This window comes from Catenovulum agarivorans DS-2 (assembly GCF_000568405.1).
Taxonomy (GTDB): domain Bacteria; phylum Pseudomonadota; class Gammaproteobacteria; order Enterobacterales; family Alteromonadaceae; genus Catenovulum; species Catenovulum agarivorans_A.
The window spans coordinates 175,351-198,185 of record NZ_ARZY01000002.1; the positions used below are offsets into that span (position 1 = coordinate 175,351).

17 protein-coding genes are annotated in these 22,835 nt (G+C 41.2%); 11 read left to right on the forward strand and 6 right to left on the reverse strand.

What is annotated here, in order from left to right:
- Positions 1-386 precede the first annotated feature (386 nt).
- The 8 genes from DS2_RS02315 (at position 387) to DS2_RS02350 (ending at position 13,409) form a co-directional block, all read left to right on the forward strand.
- A complete protein-coding gene (locus DS2_RS02315; protein WP_035012997.1) occupies positions 387-3,044 on the forward strand; it encodes a nitrate reductase in 2,658 nt (885 codons plus the stop codon).
- Positions 3,045-3,517: 473 nt separating this feature from the next.
- The gene (locus tag DS2_RS02320) at positions 3,518-4,507 is read left to right on the forward strand and encodes a glycosyl transferase family protein (protein WP_035012998.1); all 990 of its coding nucleotides are present in this window, start codon (positions 3,518-3,520) and stop codon (positions 4,505-4,507) included.
- A 208-nt stretch (positions 4,508-4,715) separates the two neighbouring features.
- Positions 4,716-5,873 carry an alginate export family protein gene (locus DS2_RS02325; protein WP_035012999.1) on the forward strand — a complete coding sequence of 386 codons (1,158 nt, stop codon included), beginning with the start codon at positions 4,716-4,718 and terminating at the stop codon, positions 5,871-5,873.
- A 367-nt stretch (positions 5,874-6,240) separates the two neighbouring features.
- Complete coding sequence (cobA, locus tag DS2_RS02330; RefSeq protein WP_035013001.1) at positions 6,241-7,044, forward strand: uroporphyrinogen-III C-methyltransferase; 804 nt, start codon at positions 6,241-6,243, stop codon at positions 7,042-7,044.
- A 13-nt stretch (positions 7,045-7,057) separates the two neighbouring features.
- On the forward strand, positions 7,058-9,616 hold the full coding sequence (gene nirB, locus DS2_RS02335) for a nitrite reductase large subunit NirB (protein ID WP_035013002.1): 2,559 nt from the start codon (positions 7,058-7,060) through the stop codon (positions 9,614-9,616).
- A 10-nt stretch (positions 9,617-9,626) separates the two neighbouring features.
- Entirely contained in the window at positions 9,627-9,953 is a 327-nt protein-coding gene (gene nirD / locus DS2_RS02340; protein WP_035013003.1) for a nitrite reductase small subunit NirD, read from the forward strand.
- 88 nt (positions 9,954-10,041) lie between these two features.
- Positions 10,042-11,511, forward strand: coding sequence for a NarK family nitrate/nitrite MFS transporter (locus tag DS2_RS02345; RefSeq protein WP_035013005.1), 1,470 nt, complete (start codon positions 10,042-10,044; stop codon positions 11,509-11,511).
- Between the two features lie 182 nt (positions 11,512-11,693).
- On the forward strand, positions 11,694-13,409 hold the full coding sequence (locus DS2_RS02350) for a bifunctional protein-serine/threonine kinase/phosphatase (RefSeq protein WP_035013006.1): 1,716 nt from the start codon (positions 11,694-11,696) through the stop codon (positions 13,407-13,409).
- A gap of 42 nt (positions 13,410-13,451) precedes the next feature.
- Here the strand turns inward: DS2_RS02350 and DS2_RS02355 are convergent, their stop codons facing one another.
- Entirely contained in the window at positions 13,452-15,956 is a 2,505-nt protein-coding gene (locus tag DS2_RS02355; protein ID WP_035013007.1) for an EAL domain-containing protein, read from the reverse strand.
- 409 nt (positions 15,957-16,365) lie between these two features.
- Here DS2_RS02355 and DS2_RS02360 point away from each other — a divergent pair, with 409 nt between their 5' ends.
- From DS2_RS02360 to DS2_RS02370, 3 genes are read left to right on the forward strand one after another with little or no spacing between them, the layout of a single operon-like run.
- Positions 16,366-18,135, forward strand: a complete 1,770-nt coding sequence (locus DS2_RS02360) for a DUF1566 domain-containing protein (RefSeq protein WP_035013008.1) — start codon at positions 16,366-16,368, stop codon at positions 18,133-18,135.
- Between the two features lie 7 nt (positions 18,136-18,142).
- Positions 18,143-18,673 (forward strand): DUF1566 domain-containing protein, encoded by a 531-nt coding sequence (locus DS2_RS02365; protein ID WP_051479537.1) that lies wholly within the window; start codon positions 18,143-18,145, stop codon positions 18,671-18,673.
- A 40-nt stretch (positions 18,674-18,713) separates the two neighbouring features.
- On the forward strand, positions 18,714-18,986 hold the full coding sequence (locus DS2_RS02370; protein WP_152537526.1) for a hypothetical protein: 273 nt from the start codon (positions 18,714-18,716) through the stop codon (positions 18,984-18,986).
- 16 nt (positions 18,987-19,002) lie between these two features.
- On the opposite strand, the gene DS2_RS19585 is transcribed toward DS2_RS02370, so the two are convergent.
- The 5 genes from DS2_RS19585 to DS2_RS02395 all read right to left on the reverse strand — a co-directional run bounded on the left by DS2_RS19585 (position 19,003) and on the right by DS2_RS02395 (position 22,748).
- The gene (locus DS2_RS19585) at positions 19,003-19,488 is read right to left on the reverse strand and encodes a nuclear transport factor 2 family protein (RefSeq protein WP_152537527.1); all 486 of its coding nucleotides are present in this window, start codon (positions 19,486-19,488) and stop codon (positions 19,003-19,005) included.
- Positions 19,489-19,534: 46 nt separating this feature from the next.
- Positions 19,535-20,677: a radical SAM family heme chaperone HemW gene (gene hemW, locus DS2_RS02380; protein WP_035013010.1), complete on the reverse strand. Its 1,143-nt coding sequence runs from the start codon at positions 20,675-20,677 to the stop codon at positions 19,535-19,537.
- Complete coding sequence (locus DS2_RS02385) at positions 20,677-21,282, reverse strand: XTP/dITP diphosphatase (protein WP_035013011.1); 606 nt, start codon at positions 21,280-21,282, stop codon at positions 20,677-20,679. Before DS2_RS02385 ends, hemW begins: the two co-directional genes overlap by 1 nt.
- A 90-nt stretch (positions 21,283-21,372) precedes the next feature.
- Positions 21,373-21,897 carry an FKBP-type peptidyl-prolyl cis-trans isomerase gene (locus tag DS2_RS02390; RefSeq protein WP_035013012.1) on the reverse strand — a complete coding sequence of 175 codons (525 nt, stop codon included), beginning with the start codon at positions 21,895-21,897 and terminating at the stop codon, positions 21,373-21,375.
- Positions 21,894-22,748, reverse strand: a complete 855-nt coding sequence (locus DS2_RS02395) for a YgfZ/GcvT domain-containing protein (RefSeq protein WP_035013013.1) — start codon at positions 22,746-22,748, stop codon at positions 21,894-21,896. Before DS2_RS02395 ends, DS2_RS02390 begins: the two co-directional genes overlap by 4 nt.
- Positions 22,749-22,835 lie beyond the last annotated feature (87 nt).

Genomic DNA, 22,835 nt, shown 5'->3' on the forward strand with positions numbered 1-22,835 from the left:
CAGGCCCTAGGGCCTGTTAGCATCTCGAGTAATAACGCAGCCACTGGCTGCGTTTTTGTTGCTAAACTGATTGAATGGCTAGACTAAATTTAGTTTTGCCCTTGGATGGTTCAATCCGCTTAGTTTTATTTGGTAAATATAGTCAAGATTAGTGATTCTTTTTGGTGCATTCGCATTTATAAACACCATATTAAGAATACCAAATTAATGTTTTTTAGAGCGCGTTTCGGATAAAAGCCTTTAAAAACACTGTCTTATAAAGTTGGTATGGGTGTTGCATTTTATAGTGTGTTCCCGATGGCGGGCAGTCATGAAGAACCTATTCTTGAGTGTTTATGTTAAGTGTTCCAATGGCGGAAACTTAACCAAATTTAGGTAAGAATTTGATGAACAAAACAGCAGTAAAATTGAAACAAACCACTTGTCCGTATTGTGGTGTTGGATGCGGTATCGACGTAAAAGTTGATGGGCAGGCGCTAACTCAAGTGACAGGTTCTTCAGAACATCCCGCCAATTATGGGCGTTTATGTGTTAAAGGCTCATCCGTTTTAGAAACGAATGATGTATCTGGGCGATTACTGCAGCCTATGATAGGAGATTCACAAGTTTCTTGGGATGAAGCAATTAACCATGTTGCGAGTGGCTTCAATAAAGTTATTGAAGAATTCGGTCCACAAGCCGTCGCGTTTTATGTGTCAGGTCAGTTATTAACTGAAGACTATTATGTCGCGAATAAATTGATGAAAGGTTACATAGGCAGTGCCAATATAGATACCAACTCTCGTTTGTGTATGTCGTCAGCTGTTGCTGGTTACAAACGTGCATTTGGCTCGGACACTGTTCCGTGTAATTACGAAGATTTAGAAGATACAGATTTATTGGTTTTAACAGGCTCAAATGCCGCTTGGACACACCCTGTGTTGTTCCAGCGTATGGAGCGAGCAAAGCTGTTAAACCCTGATATGAAAGTCGTGGTGATTGATCCTCGCCAAAGTGCAACGACAGAGTTGGCAGACTTACATATTGCAATTAAACCGGGCAGCGATGTTGCCTTGTTTAACGGTTTATTAAACTACTTACATCAACATGATTGTATTGATCAAAATTATGTAAATAGTTTTACCGAAGGTTTTGAAACAGCACTTGCTAATAGCCAACAATGGACGATTGAGCGGGTCGCTGAGTATTGTGATTTGCCACTTGAGCAAGTGACAACTTATTATCAGTGGTTTGCGAAAAGCCCAACTGCAATTACCTTTTATTGCATGGGGGTCAATCAGTCATCGCAAGGCACTGATAAATGTAACGCAATTATTAATTGTCACTTAGCCACTGGTAAAGTTGGTAAAAAAGGCAGTGGTCCATTTTCGATCACGGGTCAACCTAATGCTATGGGTGGCCGTGAAGTTGGTGGTTTAGCGAATATGCTAGCTGCGCATATGGACATTGGCAACCCACAACACCGTGAATATGTGCAAACCTTTTGGCGTTCGCCAAGAATACCAGAGCAAGTCGGTTCAAAAGCGGTTGATATGTTTGCTAAAGTGAAAAGTGGTGAAATTAAAGCCATTTGGATTATGGCAACCAACCCTGTTGTAAGCTTGCCAAACGGTAACGAAGTCGCTCAGGCACTAAAAGATTGTCCATTGGTTGTGGTGTCTGATTGTAATGAAAATACTGATACTTCTGAGTGGGCTAATGTGCGTTTACCAGCAACAGGTTGGTCAGAGAAAAACGGTACAGTAACCAATTCTGAGCGTCGAATTTCTCGCCAACGTGGTATTATGCCACCATCTGGCCAAGCAAAACACGACTGGCAAATTATTTGTGATGTTGCTAAAGCAATGGGTTTTGCGTCAGGGTTTAAATTCGGCCACCCGGCTGAAATCTTTGATGAACATGCGCGTTTATCAGGTTATGAAAATAACGGCAGCCGAGATTTTGATATCACTGGATTGGCTGGGTTATCCGAAGCTGAATACGACAAGTTGCGTCCAATTCAATGGCCAGTCAATCGTGAAAACCCGAACGGCTGTGCGCGTATGTTTGAAAACGGTCGTTTTTATACTAAATCGGGCAAAGCTCAGTTTATTACAACCGAAGCGAAAGCACCGGTACAACAAACTTGTAAAGATTATCCATTTGTCTGTAACTCAGGTCGTGTGCGTGATCAATGGCATACAATGACCCGCACTGGTAAAGCTGCAAAATTGACCGCGCATGTTTCTGAGGCATTTGTGGCAATTCATCCAGCTGATGCTGAAAAGCTCAATTTGGTTGATGGTCAAATTGCCCAGTTAACCTCGAAATTTGGACGTGCACTATTGCGTGTTCAACTTGATGCAGGCCAACGCAAAGGTGACGTTTTTGTGCCCATGCATTGGAACAAGCAGTTTGCGTCGCAAGCGAATATTAACCGTTTATTTGCCCCTGTAGTTGACCCAATTTCAGGTCAACCTGAGCTTAAACACGCAGCCGTCGCTATTGAGGCCTATCAAGCTGATTTTTATGCAGTTGCCTATAGTCGCCACGCTATGCAAGCAAACACTGAATATTGGTCGAAAGCGCCAAACCAAGCGGGTGAGCAGTTGTTGTTTGCTGGTCAAGGAGAGGTAAATGACTGGTTAGATTGGTGCCAAAAACATACTGCAGCTGAAGGCGAGTGGTTGCGGGTTGAAAACAATAACGATAAGTCATTTAAAGTTGTTTGTTATACCCAGGGACAGTTAGAGTTTGTTTGTTATATTCAAGCGACGCCATTTACCGAGGATATGAGTTGGTTAAGTGAAATATTTATGTTGCAGGTGTTTGATCGCGAAGAGCTAAAAGCACTTGTTTCGGGCATACCAACTCCTGAAGTGGCTAAAGGTCGTCAAATTTGTAGCTGTTTTAAAGTGGGTGAGAAACAAATTATCGAAGCTATTGTTGATTATGGTGACGATACTGTTGAGAAGTTGGGTGATCGCTTACAATGCGGCACCAATTGTGGTTCATGTAAAACTGATTTAAGTGGTTTAATTAAAAGCCATTGTAAAAGCTGCTAGTAAACGGTAGTGATATAGCGCAATATTGTTCTGGATATTGCGCTTTAATTTCCTTCCTTTTGTGTTCATACCCTGCTGGTTTTAGTTATTAGGCTAGTTGCTGCAAGTTAGTGCACTTATGCTCAATAAGGTAAATGGGGAATCTCTCGCAAAAACGCTTCAAGGCCGTCCGTGGCTCGCTCGCACAAAACATCCCTGTTTTGTGAAGTTTTGCTCAAGACACACCCATCCACCGTATTTCTGTTCGATGTCGCTACGCAACAGTCATTTTATTTAACCAGATGAAAGTTCGTTTTACACACGCCAACTCAAAACTTAAAAAAGTATTTGCATATGTATTGGCGCGTCTAAGTAAAGTAAAACCTATGTATCGAGACATTATAGCAACTAAAAAACTCGCATATAAGCTCTACTTTTGCACGCCCATTGACGTAAAATAACCAACAAACGCACAGACTTAATTGAGGTTAGCTATGCAAACAGAATTTAAACAATATATAAAAATGGTTGGCCGCGGGCAAAGGGCAGGGGAGATGCTTAACAAAGAACAAGCATTTGATGCCATGCAACAAATGCTAGAAGATAAAGTGAGCCCAGAACAACTTGGCGCATTTTTAATGTTAATGCGTGTGCGTGAAGAAACCGCTGAAGAACTTGCAGGCTTTGTCGAAGCATGCCGCACAACAGTGCAAAGCGAATTCACTGAACTAAATATAGATTTGGACTTAGGCTGTTATGCAGGTAAACGCCGCCATCTACCCTGGTTTTTATTGGCCGTAATGGCATTTGCACAGTCAGGACGCAGAGTATTTATTCATGGCACAGCGGAACCAGAGTCACAGCGCTTGTATATAAAAGAAGCATTGCAGTTTTTTGGTATTGAGCCTGCAACAAATAAACAAAGTGCAGAACAACAGCTAAATCAGTTTGGTTTTTGTTATGTTGAGCTGGCCGATTTAAATAAACCACTAGATAAACTCATTCAATTACGCGCTTTATTTGGTTTGCGCTCAGCTGCTAACACGTTGGCACGAATGTTGAATCCTAGTAAGGCAAAACACAGTTTACATGGCGTGCATCATAGAAACTTTGATATACGTCATGTTGATGCAGCACAAATGTGCAATGATACTAGTGTAGTGTGCTTTCGTGGGGAAGGCGGCGAAGTTGAATTCAATCCTGAACGCGATGCGACACTGCATTATTTCAAACAAGGCAATAAAGGCGAGCTTAAAATGCCAGCCTTGTTGGAAAGCTGGCAAATCAAACCACGAGCGTTAGATTTGGTGCAATTACAACAGGTTTGGTTAAATCAAGTTGATAACAACTATGCAGAGCAAGCTGTAATTGGCACATTAGCAATATTTTTATTAACAACTGATGCAGTAGCAACGGTCGACGAGGCAATACAACAAGCTAAAAATATTTGGCAGCACAGAAGTGCAACTTGGCCACTGGGCTAACACATTCGCAAATCCATACCTAACAAGCGCTGGCCAATAGGTTAGTGCTTGCTTCCTGTTTTTATCCTAAAGATTTGAAAAATAAAGAAAATATTATTTAAAATCTGTTGACAACAATAACTAGGTTAGCTTAATCTAGCTGTGCGTCTGAGCATCCAACATCACTTTCAAGAAACGAATTTTTTATATTGTTATTTGGGAGTGACCTATGGAACTTAAAAAATCTAAACTAGCATTAACTCTAGCATCTGTATTAAGCGCTGGATTTATGTCTACCTCTGCAATGGCTGCAGATTCTTTAGCTGAAGCGTTAAAAGAAGGCAAAGCGTCAGGTGATTTCCGCCTACGTTATGAGTCTAACGACGCGACCGACGGCTCTCTATTATCTTTTAGAACCCGTATCGGCTACAAAACAGCTGACGTTTCTGGCTTATACGGTCATATCGAATTTGAAGATGTGCGTTATGTATTAGGCCAAGACGACGCTGCCGGCATTCCTGATCCAGAAGTAACTGAGCTAGAACAAGGTTACCTTGGTTTTAAATCTGGAGATTTCTCAGCTAAGTTAGGTCGTCAAGTTTTAACTTTAGATGGTCATCGCCATGTCGGTCATGTTGGTTGGAGACAAGATAGACAAACTTTTGATGCCTTAAACCTTCAATATAATTCAGGTGCTTTTGGTGCAAACGTATCTTACGTATATAAGCATAACCGCATTTTCGCAGAAACTGCTGATGTTGATTCAAGCGATATCTTATTAAACCTTTCTTATAAAACAGATTTAGGTAAATTGGTAGCGTACGGTTATCAAATTGACCCGGATCCAGCAGGTCGTGAAGACTTAGATACTTATGGTGTCAGTTTTACTGGTGCAACTGGTACAGACTTTAAAGTTTCTTATATGGCTGAATACGCTATTCAAGATAACAACAAAGGTAATGACACTAGTTACATGGCATTAGAGTTAGGTGCAACAGTTTCAGGCTTCACTTTTAAATTAGGTCAAGAAACTTTGGGCTCGGATGATGGTATGGCTAACTTCGCGACACCTTTAGCGACTTTACATAAATTCAATGGTTTTGCCGATGTATTCTTGGTCCCTACATTTAGTTCTGGTGGTTTAAAAAATGGCTTAGTTGATACCTACGCATTCGCTGGAACCAAGGTAGGTGGTGTAGCAGTTAAAGCTTTCTACCATGACTTTACTTCTGATGAAGGTTCAATCGACTATGGTTCAGAGCTCGACTTAGTTGTTGCAACTAAGATTGCTGGATATGGCACTGGTATTAAATACTCAAGCTATAGTGCTGATGGTTTTGGTGTTGACGTAGACAAACTATGGGTTTGGGTTGAAACCAAGTTCTAAGCATTTACATTAAAGAATTACAATCAAAAACAAGGATTGTTCCTTTTAAACAGCAGCTTCGGCTGCTGTTTTGCTATATGCGGTTTGGTGGTGCACTCCTTTGGTGCTCGCCTAATTGGTATTAATGGTATTGGTTTGGTCTATTTGGGTGCACTTGTAGTGCAACCTGCTTCTAAAAAGGGAAATAGACCCGTAAAACTAAAGGGAATCTAAGTTAGTGTAGCTGAAAAAATTGCTTTATATAGCGAGTGTTGAAATAAAAACCTATATAAATCAGTGGTTAATTAAAAATATTGAATGATTTTTATTGGTTGGCACCCCTCTTGCATTTTAAGGTTATCGATTTAGTTACTCAGCTTGTGCAAAGATGTTTAAGTTAGTAAAACAAGACAGTGGTGTTGGTAAAGTTTCTCTGGTAGGTGCCGGTCCAGGTGACGCAGATCTGCTCACTATTAAGGCACTCAGATGTATTCAAACAGCCGATATTATTTTATACGACCGTTTGGTCAGTGAAGATATTCGCAGTTTGTTTCCTGCCTCTACTCCAGCTTTTTATGTTGGTAAGGCAATGGGCAATCATTGCATTCCTCAAGAAAAGCTCAACGAACTTCTCGTCGAAAAAGCACAAAAAGGCTTTAACATTTGCCGTTTAAAAGGCGGCGACCCGTTTGTATTTGGTCGCGGTGGCGAAGAAATGTTAGTGCTTAAACAAGTTGGAATTGAAGTTGAAGTTGTACCAGGTGTTACCTCAGGTATTGGTGCAGCAAGCTACTCAGGTATTCCAGTCACGCATCGTGGTTTGTCACAAGCTTGTACTTTCGTAACTGCACATGCAGAAAAAACGTTAAACATTGATTGGCAAGCATTAGCTCGTCTTAATCACACATTGGTTTTTTATATGGGATTAAGCAAGTTGCCGGAAATTCACCAGCAGCTTGTTGCTCACGGTTTGGCAGCTGACACACCAGCAGCGCTGATTGAAAATGGTTGCCGCAAAGAGCAAAGGGTATTTACAGGGACAGTGTCTAATTTAGAACAATTGGCTAAGCAATATAAGTTGCAAACTCCTACGTTAGTGGTGGTTGGCCAAGTGGTTGAATTAGCAGAATCGCTTCATTGGTTTGGTTCACTCACCAATGAAAATTCTGAATGGACGCAGTTGTCAGCTTAATAGAGGGTAAATAATGAGCAAGCAAAAAATTATTGTTGTTGGTAATGGTATGGTGGGTCACAAGTTCATCGAAAATATGATTGAACACCCAGATTACGACCAATACGAAGTAGTTACTTTTTCCGAAGAGCCGCGTCTAGCATATGACCGTGTACAGCTTTCATATTACTTTGCTGGTAAAACAGTAGATGAGTTAATGCTGACGTCTCCTGATTATTATGATGAAAACGGCGTTCGTTTTATTGTAAGTGACAAGGTCGTTAACATTGACCACGCTAACAAAAAAGTCGTGACAGAAAGTGGTCGAGAAGAATCTTACGACAAACTAATCTTAGCAACTGGTTCATATCCATTTGTGCCACCAATTCCAGGTAAAGACCAAGAACACTGTTTGGTTTACCGTACCATCGAAGACTTAGAAGGCATGACTGCTTCTGCTAAAGTGAGTAAAGTGGGTGTTGTAGTTGGTGGTGGTTTATTAGGTTTAGAAGCGGCAAACGCCCTTAAAAACTTAGGTTTAGAAACTCACGTTGTTGAGTTTGCACCACGCTTAATGGCTGTTCAGTTAGATGAAGGAGGTGGTCAATTACTTCGTTCTAAAATTGAAGAGTTGGGTGTGAGTGTTCACACAGAGAAAAACACCACTGAGATTGTAGCTGGTGAAACTTGTCGTTACCGCATGAACTTTGCTGATGGTAGCCATATTGAAACGGATATGATCTTATTCTCTGCTGGTATTCGCCCGCAAGACGAATTAGCGCGTCAGTTTGATATCGAAATCGGTCCTCGCGGTGGTATTGTTATTGATAACTATTGCCAAACTTCAGCAAAAGACGTTTACGCAATTGGTGAGTGTGCGCTTTGGGACGGTAAAATATTTGGTCTTGTTGCGCCTGGTTACAATATGGCTAAAGTTGCGGTTTCGCACATAACAGGCGGTGGTTTAGCGTTCGAAGGCGCTGACATGAGTACCAAACTTAAATTGTTAGGTGTTGACGTTGCAAGTATCGGTGATGCGCAAGCTCGTACCCCTGGTTGTTTAAGTTATACCTATGCAGATGGCCATGCGGGTGTGTACAAACGTTTGGTAGTATCTGCTGACAACAAAAAAGTAATTGGCGCTGTATTGGTCGGTGATGTAGAAGCCTACGGTAACTTATTGCAAATGATGTTAGGCGACATCGAAATTCCTGGTTCGCCAGAAGCGTTAATTTTACCCTCTATCGATGGTGCGGCTCCGGCACTAGGTGTAGATGCATTACCTGACAGCGCGCAAATTTGTTCATGTCACGACGTAACAAAAGGCGATATTTTTGAAGCAGTTAAAGGCGGTTGCACTGATTTAGCCGGTATTAAATCATGTACTAAAGCGGTAACGGGTTGTGGTGGTTGTGCCGCGATGACAACTCAAGTTATGAACGCAGCGTTAACCGAAATGGGTGTTGAGGTTGATGACAGCCTTTGTGAGCATTTCTCTTACACTCGTCAAGAAATCTTCGACATTATCCGTGTTAAAGGCATTAAGTCTTTTGATGAATTACTCGAATCGTATGGTCAAGGTCGAGGTTGTGAAATCTGTAAACCTGCAATTGGTTCAATGCTGGCAACACATTGGAACGAATATGTGTTAGATGACAAACACATAGGTTTACAAGACACCAATGATGTTTTCTTAGCGAACATGCAACGTGACGGTACTTACTCTGTTGTTCCGCGTATTGCGGGCGGTGAAATTACCCCTGAGCAATTAATTGTATTAGGTGAAGTAGGCCGTGACTTTGGTCTATATACCAAAATTACCGGTGGTCAGCGTATCGACTTCTTTGGTGCGCAATTACACGAACTTCCGCCAATCTGGGAACGTTTAGTCGAGGCAGGATTCGAAACTGGTCACGCTTACGGTAAATCATTACGTACAGTTAAATCTTGTGTTGGTTCTACTTGGTGTCGTTACGGTATGTTGGACTCTGTTTCAATGGCCGTTAACTTAGAGATGCGTTACAAAGGTTTACGTTCTCCGCATAAATTAAAAATGGCTGTTTCTGGTTGTACCCGTGAATGTGCTGAAGCACAAGGTAAAGATGTTGGTGTAATCGCTACTGATAAAGGTTGGAACTTATACCTATGTGGTAATGGTGGTATGAAACCTCGCCACGCAGATTTATTCGCGCAAGACCTAGATGATGAAACATTACTTAAGTACATCGACCGTTTCTTAATGTTTTATTGCCGTACCGCAGACAAGTTACAACGTACCTCAGTATGGATGGATAACTTAGAAGGTGGTTTAGAGTACTTACACGAAGTTATCGTTGAAGATAAATTAGGTATCTGTGAAGAATTAGAAGCAGATATGCAACGTGTTATCGACACTTACGAGTGTGAGTGGAAGAAAACACTAAATAGCCCTGAGCGCTTAAAACGTTTTGCTCACTTTATTAACTCAGACTTAACCGATGACAACTTAGCTTATGTTGAAATGCGTGGTCAGGCCAAAGGTCGCATCGCGACTGACGAAGAGCGTCAGAAGCAGGCAAAAGGTGTAGAAATCGAAACAGTTGAACTAGTTTAAGGTGACGAACATGAGCGAATGGAAAGATATTTGTAAATTGACTGACTTGGCTGCAAACACGGGTGTTTGTGCATTACATAATGGTGAGCAAGTGGCGATTTTCTTAGACGGGAAAGAGCAAAAAGTACATGCCATTTCAAACTTCGACCCGATTGGTAAAGCAAATGTTTTATCACGCGGCATTATTGGCGACATTAAAGGCAGGCTGGTAGTTGCTTCGCCTTTATACAAACAACACTTCTGTTTAGAAACAGGCGAGTGCTTGGAAGAACCTGAGAACTCGGTTAAAGCATACCAAGTTCGTGTTGAAGGTGATGTTGTCCAGTTACAAGCGTAACCGTTTTTTTGTTACTTACCCTCTAAGTAGTAACAAGCCGACTTTCGGGTCGGCAACCTAATTCTTTTTAAAATTTTGAGGTGTAAACGTGGATAAAGACACTAAGTTTAATATTTTCTCCTTGCAGGGGAAAATGAAAGTACTCCATATGTCATGGATTGCATTCTTTATTACCTTCGTAGTTTGGTTTAACCATGCTCCGTTGTTAGGCGCGATTAAAGATTCTTTGGGTTTAACGGCTTCTCAAGCTAAAACCTTATTGATCTTAAACGTCGCGTTAACCATTCCTGCGCGTATCATTATTGGTATGTTGACAGATAAATTCGGCCCTCGTCGTGTTTATTCTGCTTTATTGTTCACTTGTGCTTTTCCATGTTTTATGTTCGCTTTTTCGACCACTTTCGAAATGGCAGCGTTATCTCGTTTATTACTAGGTTTTATCGGTGCGGGTTTTGTAATCGGTATTCGTATGGTGAGTGAGTGGTTCCCACATAATGAATTAGGTACTGCTGAAGGTATCTATGGTGGTTGGGGTAATTTCGGCTCTGCTGCTGCATCTTTCACTTTGCCTGTATTAGCTTTATGGATTGGTGGTGATGACGGTTGGAGATACGCAATTGCATCTACTGGTGTAATCTGTATTTTCTGGTCTTTTGTTTACTACAATACGGTAAGTGATACGCCTAAGGGGTCAACTTATTTCCGTCCGAAAAATATTGGTGGTATGGAAGTAACCAGCAAAGGTGATTTTGCTTTCTTAATCGTAATGAAGCTTCCTATGTACTTTGCACTAGCATTGTTAACATGGAAACTTTCTCCAAATGGTGTGTCTTTAATCTCTGAAACTGCAGCTGTTTTAGCTTATGTTGGGCTAGTTTTATTGTTTGTTATTGATACATACAAAGCATACGACGTTAACCGCGAAATTTTTGTTAAACCAGTTCCAGAAATTCAACGTTATAAATTTAAACAAGTAGCTGTGTTAAACATCCTATACTTTGCAACTTTCGGTTCTGAATTAGCAGTTATTTCAATGTTGCCGTTATTCTTTGCTGAAACCTTTGGTTTATCCGCTGTTGTTGCAGGTATGGTTGCTTCTGCTTACGCATTCATGAACTTAATGTCTCGCCCAGGTGGTGGTTTAATTTCTGATAAATTTGGCCGCAAGAGAACATTACTTATCTTAACTGCCGGTTTAGCCGTTGGTTATTTCGTAATGAGCTTAATTGACGCAACATGGCCTGTATGGGTAGCAGTTGTTGCTGCTATGGCTTGTTCATTCTTCGTACAAGCGGGTGAAGGTGCGGTATTTGCGGTAGTACCATTAATCAAACGTCGTTTAACTGGCCAAATCGCTGGTATGACAGGTGCTTACGGTAATGTGGGTGCGGTAACTTACTTAACAATTTTCTCAATGGTTGAACCTTCAACTTTCTTCTTGGTAATTGCTGCAACAGCTGTACTTGGTTTTGCAACGCTACTATTGATGGAAGAGCCTTCTGGCCATATGGCTGAAGTACGTGAAGATGGTTCGGTTGAGTTAATTAAAGTTAGCTAATTAAAGCAAACGAAAACAGTTTTAATAAAAACCGTTTAAGCGAAGTTCTGTACGCAGGCTTCGCTTTTTTCATATTTGTCATTTACTTAGCTAGGCTAGATAAGTAACCTCATTTTTTAAATATGCACTGTTTTGACAAAATAGTGAGCAAACAAAGAATAATAGAGTTGAGAGACGGCACGATGAAGACGCAACTAAAAGTCGCAATAGGTGGGGCAACAAGCGCAGGAATTAAACCCGTGAATCAAGATGCTTTTGCGGCACAAACACCCAAAGGGCAAGCTCTAGAATTTAAAGGCGTGGTGTTGGCAATCGCAGATGGTATTAGTAGTAGTGAACGTTCGCAAGAAGCGGCGCAACTTTCTGTTACTCAGTTTATTAGTGACTACTATGCAACACCTGATACTTGGAATGTTAATAAATCTGCAGCTCGAATCTTAACCGCACTCAACTCTTGGTTATACAACGAAAATAATAAAAAAACCAGCCAAGATGGATTGGTGTGTACACTTTCAACCATTGTCATTAAGTCTTGTACGGCGCATCTTTTTCATGTTGGTGATAGCCGAATTCATCGTTTGCATGATGGTGAATTTACCTGTTTAACCCGTGACCATGTACATGGCACTCGTTCTGAAAACTTCTTAACCCGAGCGATGGGAATAGATAGTCATCTAGAAGTGGATTATCAGACCGTTGGTGATTTGAAAGTTGGCGATTGTTTTGTTCTTACCACTGATGGTGTACATACCTTTGTTTCAAACGATGCGATTCAAGCTGCACTCGCCAACGAGCCTGATGTCAATAAATGTGCAGAAAACCTCGTGCAGCTGGCGATTGAAAATGGCAGTGATGACAATGTGACTTGCACTATTATGCGAGTGGAAGAATTGCCACACGAAGATGTAGAAGAGGCACACAGGCGTTTAAGCAAGCTGGTTATTCCTCCTGTATTGGAAGTCGGACAAAGTATTGATGGTTTTACTGTTCGGCGAGTTCTATTTAGTGGGACACGAAGTCACGTGTACTTAGTGGAAGACAAAGATAAAAAACAGTACGCGCTTAAGATGCCGTCACATAGTTTTAGAGAGGAGCCTGAATACTTAGATGGCTTTTTGCGCGAGGAATGGATAGGTACACGCTTAAACCATAGAAATGTTATGCGTATACATGCGCGCCCCGAAAATAGCCCTTTTATGTATCATTTATGTGAGTACCTAGGTGGTCAAAATTTACGACAATGGATGGCTGACAATCCTAAACCAAGTCTTGATGAAGTTCGCAAAATTATTACCGAAGTGGTTCATGCAATGCGATACTTTCAACGTAATGGCATGGTACACAGAGATTTAAAACCTGAGAATGTCATTATCGATAAATTTGGCCAAATTAAGGTTATTGACTTTGGGACAGTTTCAGTAGAAGGGTTAGAAGATATTAAGAATCCAATTCAGGAGACGTGCCCCGTCGGTTCGGTTGACTATATTGCACCTGAGTATTTAATGGGTGAGAAGGGCACCTTCCAAGCCGATTTATATTCAATTGCTGTGATGTTTTACGAAATGTATGCTGGCAAACTACCGTTTGAGATCGGTAATTTACGCAACAATATCCCAGATACGTATCAATATTGGGTTTATAAGTCTGCCAAATTACATCGGCAAGAAGTTCCGAAATGGCTCGATATAGCGCTGGAAAAAGCAACTTCGCCAAATCCTGCTTATCGTCATCAAGCGTTTTCGGAATTTTTGGCTGATATTACAACACCTAACCAAACCTTGATGTACAAGCACGAAGCGCGTCCTTTGGTTGAAAGAGACCCAGTTAAATTTTGGCAACTCAGTTGTGCCATATTGGTTCTTACAAACCTATTAACTGTATATTGGGCTTTTAATTAATTTAAGGCTAGAAAAAAAGACATTTCTAGCCTGAGTGTACTTTTACAGCGCTGTTGATATGAGCTTGCTAACGTCTAGCTCTGGTTCGATAAAGTTGTCTATGCTTGCTGGTTTGGCGATGTGATAGCCTTGGGCGTAGTCCACGCCTAATTCAATCAACAGGTTTAATGTTTCTTGGTCTTCGACAAATTCAGCAACAGATACTTTGTTGAGTGACTTAGCAATATCATGAATTGCCCTAACTAAGGCTAAATCTATTGGGTCAGTGGTGATATCTTTCACAAAAGAACCATCGATTTTGACACTTTTGGCAGGTAACTGTTTCAGATAAGTGAAGGTACTAAACCCAGTACCGAAGTCATCGATTGAAAAGTCACAGCCAATTTGCGTTAACCTTTCAATCATTCTGACTGTTCCAGCTAAGTTGGTTAAACTGGCGCTTTCAGTTAGCTCAAAAATGATCCGTTTGGGGTTAACCCTATATTGGCGAATTTTATGCTCAATTAGCGGTGTTAATTTTTCATCACTAAAAGCATGTGCCGATAAGTTAATTGCCATTCTGGGGATTTGAGGATACTCCGCCAGATATTTTATTGCTTTGCCAACAACTTGATGGTCAAGTAATTTGATGTCGTCTGCTCGTTCGAGTGCAGGAATAAAACTACCTGGATAAATGAGTTTGTCATCAATATTCAGACGTACCAGCGCTTCATAGTAGGCAACTTTGCCCGTTTTACAATGAATCACTGGCTGAAAGTGCAAAATAATTTGGTCGTTAGCAATAGCTTGTTGTAACTGGTGGATCCACTCTATGGTATCGCGCAGGTCTTCACTGTCGCGATCTTTTTCTGAATACACATGAACCAGATCACGACCACGGCGTTTAGCAACATATAAAGCGATATCAGCTTGTTTTAGATATTCATGACCATCTTTAGCGTTGCCATTGATGCTTGCAACACCAACACTACAGCTCAGCTTATACACTTGACCATCAAACTGATAATGACCAGACTTCACCGTGTCACATATTTGTTCAGCTAACTCGTGCGCCGCTAACATGCTGGAATGCGACAACAACAAGGCAAATTCATCTCCACCAATACGACACAATAAATCAGAACGACGGATTTTCGATTTAATTGCGTTCGCGACTTCTTTTAACACCATATCGCCTTGGTGGTGACCCTGTGAGTCGTTGATGACTTTGAAGTGGTCTAAATCGATATACAGTAATGCGTGTGGGCCTTCGCCTCTGGAAGCTAGAATGCTTAAGCGATTTAATTCGTTATCAAAATAGTAGCGATTATGTAAATTGGTTAAAGTGTCGTGCAACGCCAAGTGTTCAAGTTTAAATTCAGCTTGTTTGCGCTTGGTTATGTCGTCAATTGTTGCGGTGATTAACCAATTTTGTTTTTGGTCTTGGGTGGCCGCAAAGCGTCCTTCAACCCAGATGTCGATATCATCTTGGTGTTTTAATTTAAACTCTAAGGTACAACTTTGTACCTTGCCAGCAAGAATGTCGGTTAACGTATCCTCAACTATGCCTTGTTCGGCTTCAAACTTAGGACAAATAAATTCGATAAATGGCTGACTGATGGTTGAATCTACTGGATGGCCAGTCAGTTCGGTCCATGCTTTATTTAAGAAGTTGATTTCACCTTTGTGGCTAATTTCAATCACCACAGTTGTCATATTATCTAATAACTGTTGGTGGGCATGGGAAATATCTCGGTAAGCTTTTTCGCGCTCTCGCAACTCTTTAACTTTGTCAGCAAATTGGCGGTTGCTGATCATAAAATCTTCGCGGCGAGAAGCAATTTCGCAAACTCGCCGTAATTGTTCAGCTCTAAAAGGTTTGGTAATAAAGTCGGCAGCCCCTTGAATGATCATGGTTTCTGCCATGTCTATTGTGCCATGTGCTGTCATGATAATAACAGCTTGAGATGGGCTCTTGGCCATTATGTACTCTAAAACTTTTTCACCAGATAAGCCTGGTAACATAACGTCTAGCAGTACAATGTCATAACTGTTGCGATCCCATAGCTCAATGCCGCGCTCACCAGTTTCGGCGATAGTTACATCAAACCTATGTTGGAGGATACGTTCAACTATTTCTTGGATAGACTCATTGTCTTCAACAACCAACATTGAGACTTTATCTGAGGTCGTGCGTGCTCCGCTTAGTGCTTGATCTAACACCGCATTGACTTGAGATATGTCTTCGTATGGGAGCAGCTTGTTGATGCCAAACTCGCGCGCGGTCGTTTCTGCTATATGTTCACACCATGTAGCGGCTAACACTACAATTGGAATATCGGCAGCGCAGCGAAAAATGCCAGAACGAACCATTCGAGACAAGCGCCAGCCATCTAGACCTTCGATATCAATGTCGGTAACGACAGCATGGATTGTTTGACGTCGCAAACATTGAATCGCTTCAGTACCACTTTCGGCACATATAACATCAAACTTACCTGCTGACTCAATTGTTTGCTGTATTTCTATGCAATTATCTTTATTGCTATTAACCAGTAGCAACTTCATTAGATTGCTCTTCCTAATTTGTTATCTTTTATTATATTTAGCGAGCGGTCTAACCCAAAAGGAGGGTAACTGATATACATTCATTTACTCCGTTGGCGTTAAATGCGTTTCACTGAGTATATGATACAAAGCTATATTTCCCCGCTGTATCTAGCCAGAAATAGCAAAACTACTAATCAGGTTAGCAAAAAAATATTCGCTGAGCGACACATTTTTTTTACCTCTGAAGAATAAATGGTGAATTAATTACCAGAAATGGTGATATCTCGAATTTTTGTAAAAAAGATTAAACTTATGTCACTGTTGGTACGCTCTTTGCCTTTTTGACCTAAACAGCTCAATTAAACAATTAAGTGGACACAAACGTCAGTTTTTTGACTTGAGTTAATTAAAGCGTGATAGGTCAAATATGAAAATGATTAAATCCCAGCTTTGCTTGTTGCAAGCGGCGCTTATCCTAATGGTCAGTTGTTTGTTATCAAGTTGCTCAGGCTCGCTGAGTTCCGATAGCAACGATTCTGACGAACAGCAAGTATTGTCAGTTGATATTGGCAGTGACTTTGAAATAGCCATTGGTACAGAGCCTTTTACAATTAATAGTGTTGTCAAAGGTGACAAAGGCCCATTTGTGTACAATTGGCGCACTCAGCCAGCCAATTTCGCTGAAGAGGCGTTATCTGCCACAGATACAGCGTCGGTAGATTTTGAGATCCCAGAAGAGCTAAACACTCGAACGGACGTATTGTTATCACTGACGGTAAATGATGCTGCGGGTAATGCGGTATCTGATCAAATTATAATCACGTTAAAACCCGTCAACACCTTGCCGATTATCAACTTAACTGTGGATGATATCGATAAAGTGGTCGATTCAGGCCAAGGGTTTAATTTTACCGCATCATGGGTCGATGCCGAAGATGGCGAAAATGTGGCAAGTGCGAGAATTTTAGTTCAGCAGCTATCCGGCATTGCGCTAGAAAATTTACCAGTCGATGGCATATTGGTGAATTTTCCATTATCGGATGATGCATCCCCAGTCGGTGCTGCTGTAGCGGATGGACAATTTGTGAATGCGTCTAGCCAAAGTGCGAGTATACGATTTACCCTTGAAGTAACAGACAAAACAGGTGGTGTTGAAACTCAATCGGTTGATGTCGAAATACTACCAAATGCAGAATCAGCACCAGTGGTTAATGCTGGCAACAATCAAGTTGTGTATGTTGGTCAGCAAGTTACTTTATCAGCATCAACCGCTTCAACTGCGAATACCCAATATAATTGGCAGCAGGTTGATGGTGAGCAACCGATTGAACTGTCTGCTAGCCAAAATCCAATTGTTCAGTTTAGCGCGCCAGATGTTACAAGTTCGACTGTATTTGAATTTCAGGTAGTTGTAACAAACACCGCGACTAATCGGCGTAACTCCGATTTTGTTAGAGTAACAGTGCTGCCAATATCCGCTTTTGATGGCATTAATGATACAGGGATCACGACTTGTGCTGACGGTACAGGCAATGAATTAAACTGTGGGTTAACTAACTATCCCCGCCAAGACGCCGAACGTGGCCGAGATCCGGCACAAATCAATACAGGTTTAGAAAAAGCTGGGAGTGGTGAGTTAGGTTTTGATTTCACCCTGCTAGATGCTGATGGAGAAGAGATTTTTGCTGGTACGCCTAGTTGTATTCGAGACAATGTTACAGGTTTGATTTGGGAAATAAAAACGACCACTGGTTTACGCGCGCACACCCATACTTTTACTTGGTTTGATGAAAGTGATTTAAATGGTGCAATAGAAGGAACCGAAACATCAACCGCTGCCAGCTGTTTCTTAGGTAGTAACATGAATAATTGTAATACCCAAGAATATATCAGTGCTGTCAACACTTCGGGGATGTGTGGTGGCCATGACTGGCGTTTGCCTACGGTTAATGAGCTTGTTTCAATACTCAATTATGGCCAGGTAGAAGATAAATTAGCACTGGGCGGCGACAATACCCAACTGTGGCCAAATCACGCCAAAACGTCCACCGCATATTGGACCAGCTTGTCAGCAGTTTTTGGGGTGGCTGATAGCACGAGTCCAGAAGCGATGTCGGCTTGGGTCGTCAACCTTGCTACTGGCGACGAGCGAGCGATTCTCAAATCAAATGTCGCTCATATATTGTTAGTGAGGTAGATCAAAAATGCTTAAGAACTTTAACCTTATTATATTGTCAACTCTGTTAATGGTTCCAATTACCAGTTGGGCATTTTGTTCAGAGGATGTTGCGACGACCGTTGATGTGACTCAATACGCAGTTGATAGCGAAAATGGTTTGGCAACAGATCCCTCAACAGGTCTGATGTGGCAAATGTGTAACTATGGTGAAACGTGGCAAGCGAGCGGGGCGCGCTGCGATGGTGTTGCTAAGAGTTTAGATTGGCAACAAGCATTACAAGCTTCAGAACAAGTTAGCATAGCAGGATACGACGACTGGCGTTTACCCAACATTAAAGAATTGATGCAAATTATTGAGCGAAGCTGTGCTGAGCCTGCGACACAAACGGCATTGTTTCCATCGATGAAAAATGAAGTTTATTGGAGCAGCACGCCTGTATTTAATAACGGGGCAGACAATTTAGTTTGGACGGTGCATTTTAAAGAGGGATCGAATGCACAAAAACAGAAAAATAATTTTAACTTTGTTCGCTTAGTCCGTAAAGTGACGCAATAGTGCCCAAAGTGGTAATTTTAAGATACAATTAGAGGTATAAATGAAGGAGAACGAGCTCGCTACTCGTATTGTAGCCGTGGAGGGTCCTATGGTAAGTGAAGACAAAAACAAAGGTCAAAGGCATGCGAAAATGTCTCCACTTGCTTGGTTGATAGTTATCAGTGTTGCTTTGCTGCCATTGTTGGTTGCGTTTGTTTTACCGTTAATTGGTGTTGCAAATGGCTCTGTAACAGTGCTGACAATTATCACCGTGTTAATTGCAGTATTGGTTATTCAATTAATTTGGGCGCATAAAAATAACCAAAAAAAATAAATGGTTAACGCAGTGGTTATTTGATCAAGTAATTAGGAATTTTGATATCTAAGTTTGAATCGGCATCACTGCTAAATAGCACTTTTGGCGTGTAATTTATCCAGTCAACTTGTTTGTGTATTTTACCATCTTGATTGAAAGTTAGGTGCATACTCATTCTCCAAGGGCCAAACTTCAACCCATCGTAGTTAAATGGCATAAAGTAACCACTGACAACCGCCGTGTTTTCGAATACATGGATGTCTTCAACCACAACCGCACTGACTGACGACCCCAATGATAACTTGGGATCATCCCAGTTAAAAAGCTGTCGGATTTGTGTTTTGCCCCGTGCCTTTTTGCCTCGCACAACATCTTCCACAGTGGCATTTTCGGCATAAAAGCTTAAAAAGTATTCGAAGTCTTCGTGCAGTGCATATGCCGTCATATACTGTTTTACGACGTCTTCAACCTTAACATTTGTTTGCTTGGTATCAGCCGTCTTGCTACTTTTATCAGTCAACTGACATGCACTTAATAACAGGCATAACAATGATATAAAACAATATTTATTCGTCGTCGATAAATAATTCAAGTAGTTCATTTAAATACCTATGTCCTTTTGCACTGACTGTCCAATGGTGTTGGCTCTCGTCGATTAAGTGTAATTGTTTGGCCCGCGCAAAAATATTTGACAGCTCTGTTAGTTCAAGGCCCGTGTAGTCAGCAAACTCTTTTTTTGGGCAGGCTTCAAATAAGCGAAAACGATTCATAAAATATTCAAATATTCGCTCATCTCTGTCAACAAATCTTTGTTTGTAGGTGTAATCAATTGCGCTGATATAGCCACTTGGGTGCTTGATCTTCTCAAATCTGAGTATTTTGTTGTGTTCTGGCAAGGAGATTTTTGCATGAGCACCACAGCCAATTGCGAGATAATCACCAAATCGCCAATAATTTAAATTGTGTTTGCTTTGATAGCCATCTTTGGCATAGGCACTAATCTCGTATTGAGTGTAACCGTGTTGCGCCAGCAGTGCCTGTCCTTGTTGTTGAATATCCCACAATACATCGTCATCGGGTAAAGTTGGTGGTTTAGACGCAAACAGAGTATTGGGTTCGATCGTGAGTTGGTACCAAGAGATATGCTGTGGATCACACGCAATAGCTTGCTCTAAGTCATAGAGTGCATTTTCAACCGATTGGTTTGGCAAGCCATGCATTAAGTCTAAGTTAAAACTCTTTAGGCCAATGCGGCTAGCCAGTTTCGCAGCTTCAATAGCCTGCGCTGGATTATGAATGCGCCCCAGCTGCTGCAGTTTATCAGCTTGAAAGCTTTGCACGCCAATAGAAAATCTATTCACGCCAGCTTGCTTAAACCCGATAAATTTTTGATTGTCTAATGTGCCTGGGTTGGCTTCTAATGTGATTTCGCAATCTTTAGCGAGCTGAATTTTCGATTGGACGCCTTGCAATATTTGCGCGATAGCTTCTGCGCTCATAATGCTCGGTGTGCCACCGCCGAAAAAAATACTGCTTAGTGAGCGATTTTGCACATACTTCAGCTGGCTGTCTAAATCATTGAGCAAAGCTTTAATGTACGACTGCTCATCAATTTTTGTTTTGAGCGTATGCGAATTAAAATCGCAATACGGACACTTTTGAATACACCAAGGTATATGAATGTACAAGCTAAGTGGTGGCAGTTGCATTAAACCAACTGCTCCAATTTTTGCACAAGTTGTGCTAGAGCTTGTGCTCTGTGGCTTATTTTATTTTTGTCTTGTTTATCTAGTTCAGCTGAAGTGCAATTGCGCTCGGGAACATAAAATATTGGATCGTAACCAAAACCATTTTCACCACTGGCTTGCTGCGTGATTATACCTTGCCAGCTGCCTTGGCAAACAATTGGCGTTGGGTCATTTTCATGGCGTAAATACACCAACACACACTGAAAACGTGCAGTTCTTTGTGCTTGAGGAACACCTTCTAATGCGCTTAATAGCTTTTCTAAGTTGTCTTTATCTGAAGCATTTGCCCCTGCATAGCGCGCAGAATAAATACCTGGAGCGCCCTGTAAATAATCAACTTCAATGCCCGAGTCATCAGCAATTGCAGGTAAACCTGTATGTTTAGCTGCATTACGCGCTTTTAAAATCGCATTTTCAATAAAAGTTAAACCCGTTTCTTCAGCTTCGGGTACATTAAATTCTTTTTGTGCGGTGAATGTTAACCCGAACTTGCTAAACATTTGATTAAATTCAGCAACTTTTCCTGGATTGCCTGTCGCTAACACAATTTGTTTATTGGTAGACATAAATATCGTTATTTCGAAGTGGAAGGAATTTGGTAGCTTAAAATCTATTTAAACTACCAATCAAACTCATAATGAGTTCATTAAGATGGATTAGCCGCAGCAGCTACCACCGTCTGAATCTGATTTATCGCCACTACAACAGCTGTCCGCTTTATGTACATGGCCATGCTCTAATTCTTCGTCAGTTGCCGCACGAACTTCGATAACTTCAACATCAAATTCAAGCGCTACACCAGCCAAAGGATGGTTGCCATCTACTGTGACAAAATCATCTTCAATCTTGGTGATGATCACAGATTGTTGGCCTTGGTCTGTATCTGCACGTAAGTGCATACCTTCATGAATTTCTTCAATGTGATCAAATACATCGATTGGCAATTTTTGTGCAAGTGCATCATGGTATTCGCCGTATGCATCAGCGGCTTCAATTTTACAGTTAAATGCTGCACCCGCTTCTTTATCTGCTAATTGTTGCTCTAAACCTTTAATTAAAAAACCACGGCCGTATAAAAACGCAAGTGGCTCTCCGTTTTTTGAGGTATCAATTAATTGACCGTCTTTAGCACTTTTAACTGAATAGTGCATGGCTACAACTGTATTTTCTGCTATTTTCATTTTGTTTCCTCGTATTCAAGAGAGTAGGGTTGAGCGGACAGTTGAACCTGACGTTGACTATCATCTTTTACTCTATAATTTGCTTGTATATCTGAATCTAATGCCAAAACTGCAATGCCTTGGCATTGGCCGGATGAGTTATCGGCGGTTGATTGGATTATTTCACCAGCTCGACGCCAATTTTCACCAAGCTGTACTTCAATTGTTTCACCGATTTGCAGTGTTTGCTCACTTGCAATGGCGAAACAACCACGTTTATTACCACCACGATAGCGCATGCGAGCAACCGTTTCTTGGCCCATGTAACAGCCTTTTTTAAAACTGATAGCATTCAATGCATGAGCGTTAATTGCTTGCGGTACGAATTCGCCTTGGTGTTGTTGAGTAATAAATGGTATTAAGTTATCAGACAAAGCTGCAACAAAAGCGGCATCATCACTTTGTGAGGCGCTGCTCACAAACAGTCGAATGTTTGGCGACATTTGCACACTTGTTTGCGCTGAATCGATAACTTGATGTAATGCTGATTCTGTTTCAGTGCGTTGGAAAGAAAAATCGAAATCACATTGTGAAAATTCAATTTTTGCAAAAACACCGAACTTTTTAAGTTCAGCGAGTGATTTTTCAATGGTTGATTTATGTTGAAATAACAACAAATTATCTTTAAAGGGGATGATGTAGCTTAATGCCCAAACTTTACCTTTTGCATCACAATGGCAGGCAAAACAAGCTTGGTTTGCTGCTAAACTGGTTAAATCAGCTGTTAATTGGCTGTTTAAATATGTGTATTTGTCTTCTCCGCTAATTTGAATAGCAGACCAGTCGTTTAATTGGTAAGTCGTTGTCGACATGCAGAAAATCCACGGATGATTAATTAAAATTGAAACTGTAACCTATATGGCGCCATTGTAGCAAAATTCAAGTTGGCGATCTTTAGT

Bases quoted from the DNA above. Each gene is read 5' to 3' on its own strand.
- DS2_RS02315 (WP_035012997.1), top strand. From the start codon at position 387: ATGAACAAAACAGCAGTAAAATTGAAACAAACCACTTGTCCGTATTGT.
- DS2_RS02320 (WP_035012998.1), top strand. From the start codon at position 3,518: ATGCAAACAGAATTTAAACAATATATAAAAATGGTTGGCCGCGGGCAA.
- DS2_RS02325 (WP_035012999.1), top strand. From the start codon at position 4,716: ATGGAACTTAAAAAATCTAAACTAGCATTAACTCTAGCATCTGTATTA.
- cobA (WP_035013001.1), top strand. From the start codon at position 6,241: ATGTTTAAGTTAGTAAAACAAGACAGTGGTGTTGGTAAAGTTTCTCTG.
- nirB (WP_035013002.1), top strand. From the start codon at position 7,058: ATGAGCAAGCAAAAAATTATTGTTGTTGGTAATGGTATGGTGGGTCAC.
- nirD (WP_035013003.1), top strand. From the start codon at position 9,627: ATGAGCGAATGGAAAGATATTTGTAAATTGACTGACTTGGCTGCAAAC.
- DS2_RS02350 (WP_035013006.1), top strand. From the start codon at position 11,694: ATGAAGACGCAACTAAAAGTCGCAATAGGTGGGGCAACAAGCGCAGGA.
- DS2_RS02355 (WP_035013007.1), bottom strand. From the start codon at position 15,956: ATGAAGTTGCTACTGGTTAATAGCAATAAAGATAATTGCATAGAAATA.
- DS2_RS02360 (WP_035013008.1), top strand. From the start codon at position 16,366: ATGAAAATGATTAAATCCCAGCTTTGCTTGTTGCAAGCGGCGCTTATC.
- DS2_RS02365 (WP_051479537.1), top strand. From the start codon at position 18,143: ATGCTTAAGAACTTTAACCTTATTATATTGTCAACTCTGTTAATGGTT.
- DS2_RS02370 (WP_152537526.1), top strand. From the start codon at position 18,714: ATGAAGGAGAACGAGCTCGCTACTCGTATTGTAGCCGTGGAGGGTCCT.
- hemW (WP_035013010.1), bottom strand. From the start codon at position 20,677: ATGCAACTGCCACCACTTAGCTTGTACATTCATATACCTTGGTGTATT.
- DS2_RS02385 (WP_035013011.1), bottom strand. From the start codon at position 21,282: ATGTCTACCAATAAACAAATTGTGTTAGCGACAGGCAATCCAGGAAAA.
- DS2_RS02390 (WP_035013012.1), bottom strand. From the start codon at position 21,897: ATGAAAATAGCAGAAAATACAGTTGTAGCCATGCACTATTCAGTTAAA.
- DS2_RS02395 (WP_035013013.1), bottom strand. From the start codon at position 22,748: ATGTCGACAACGACTTACCAATTAAACGACTGGTCTGCTATTCAAATT.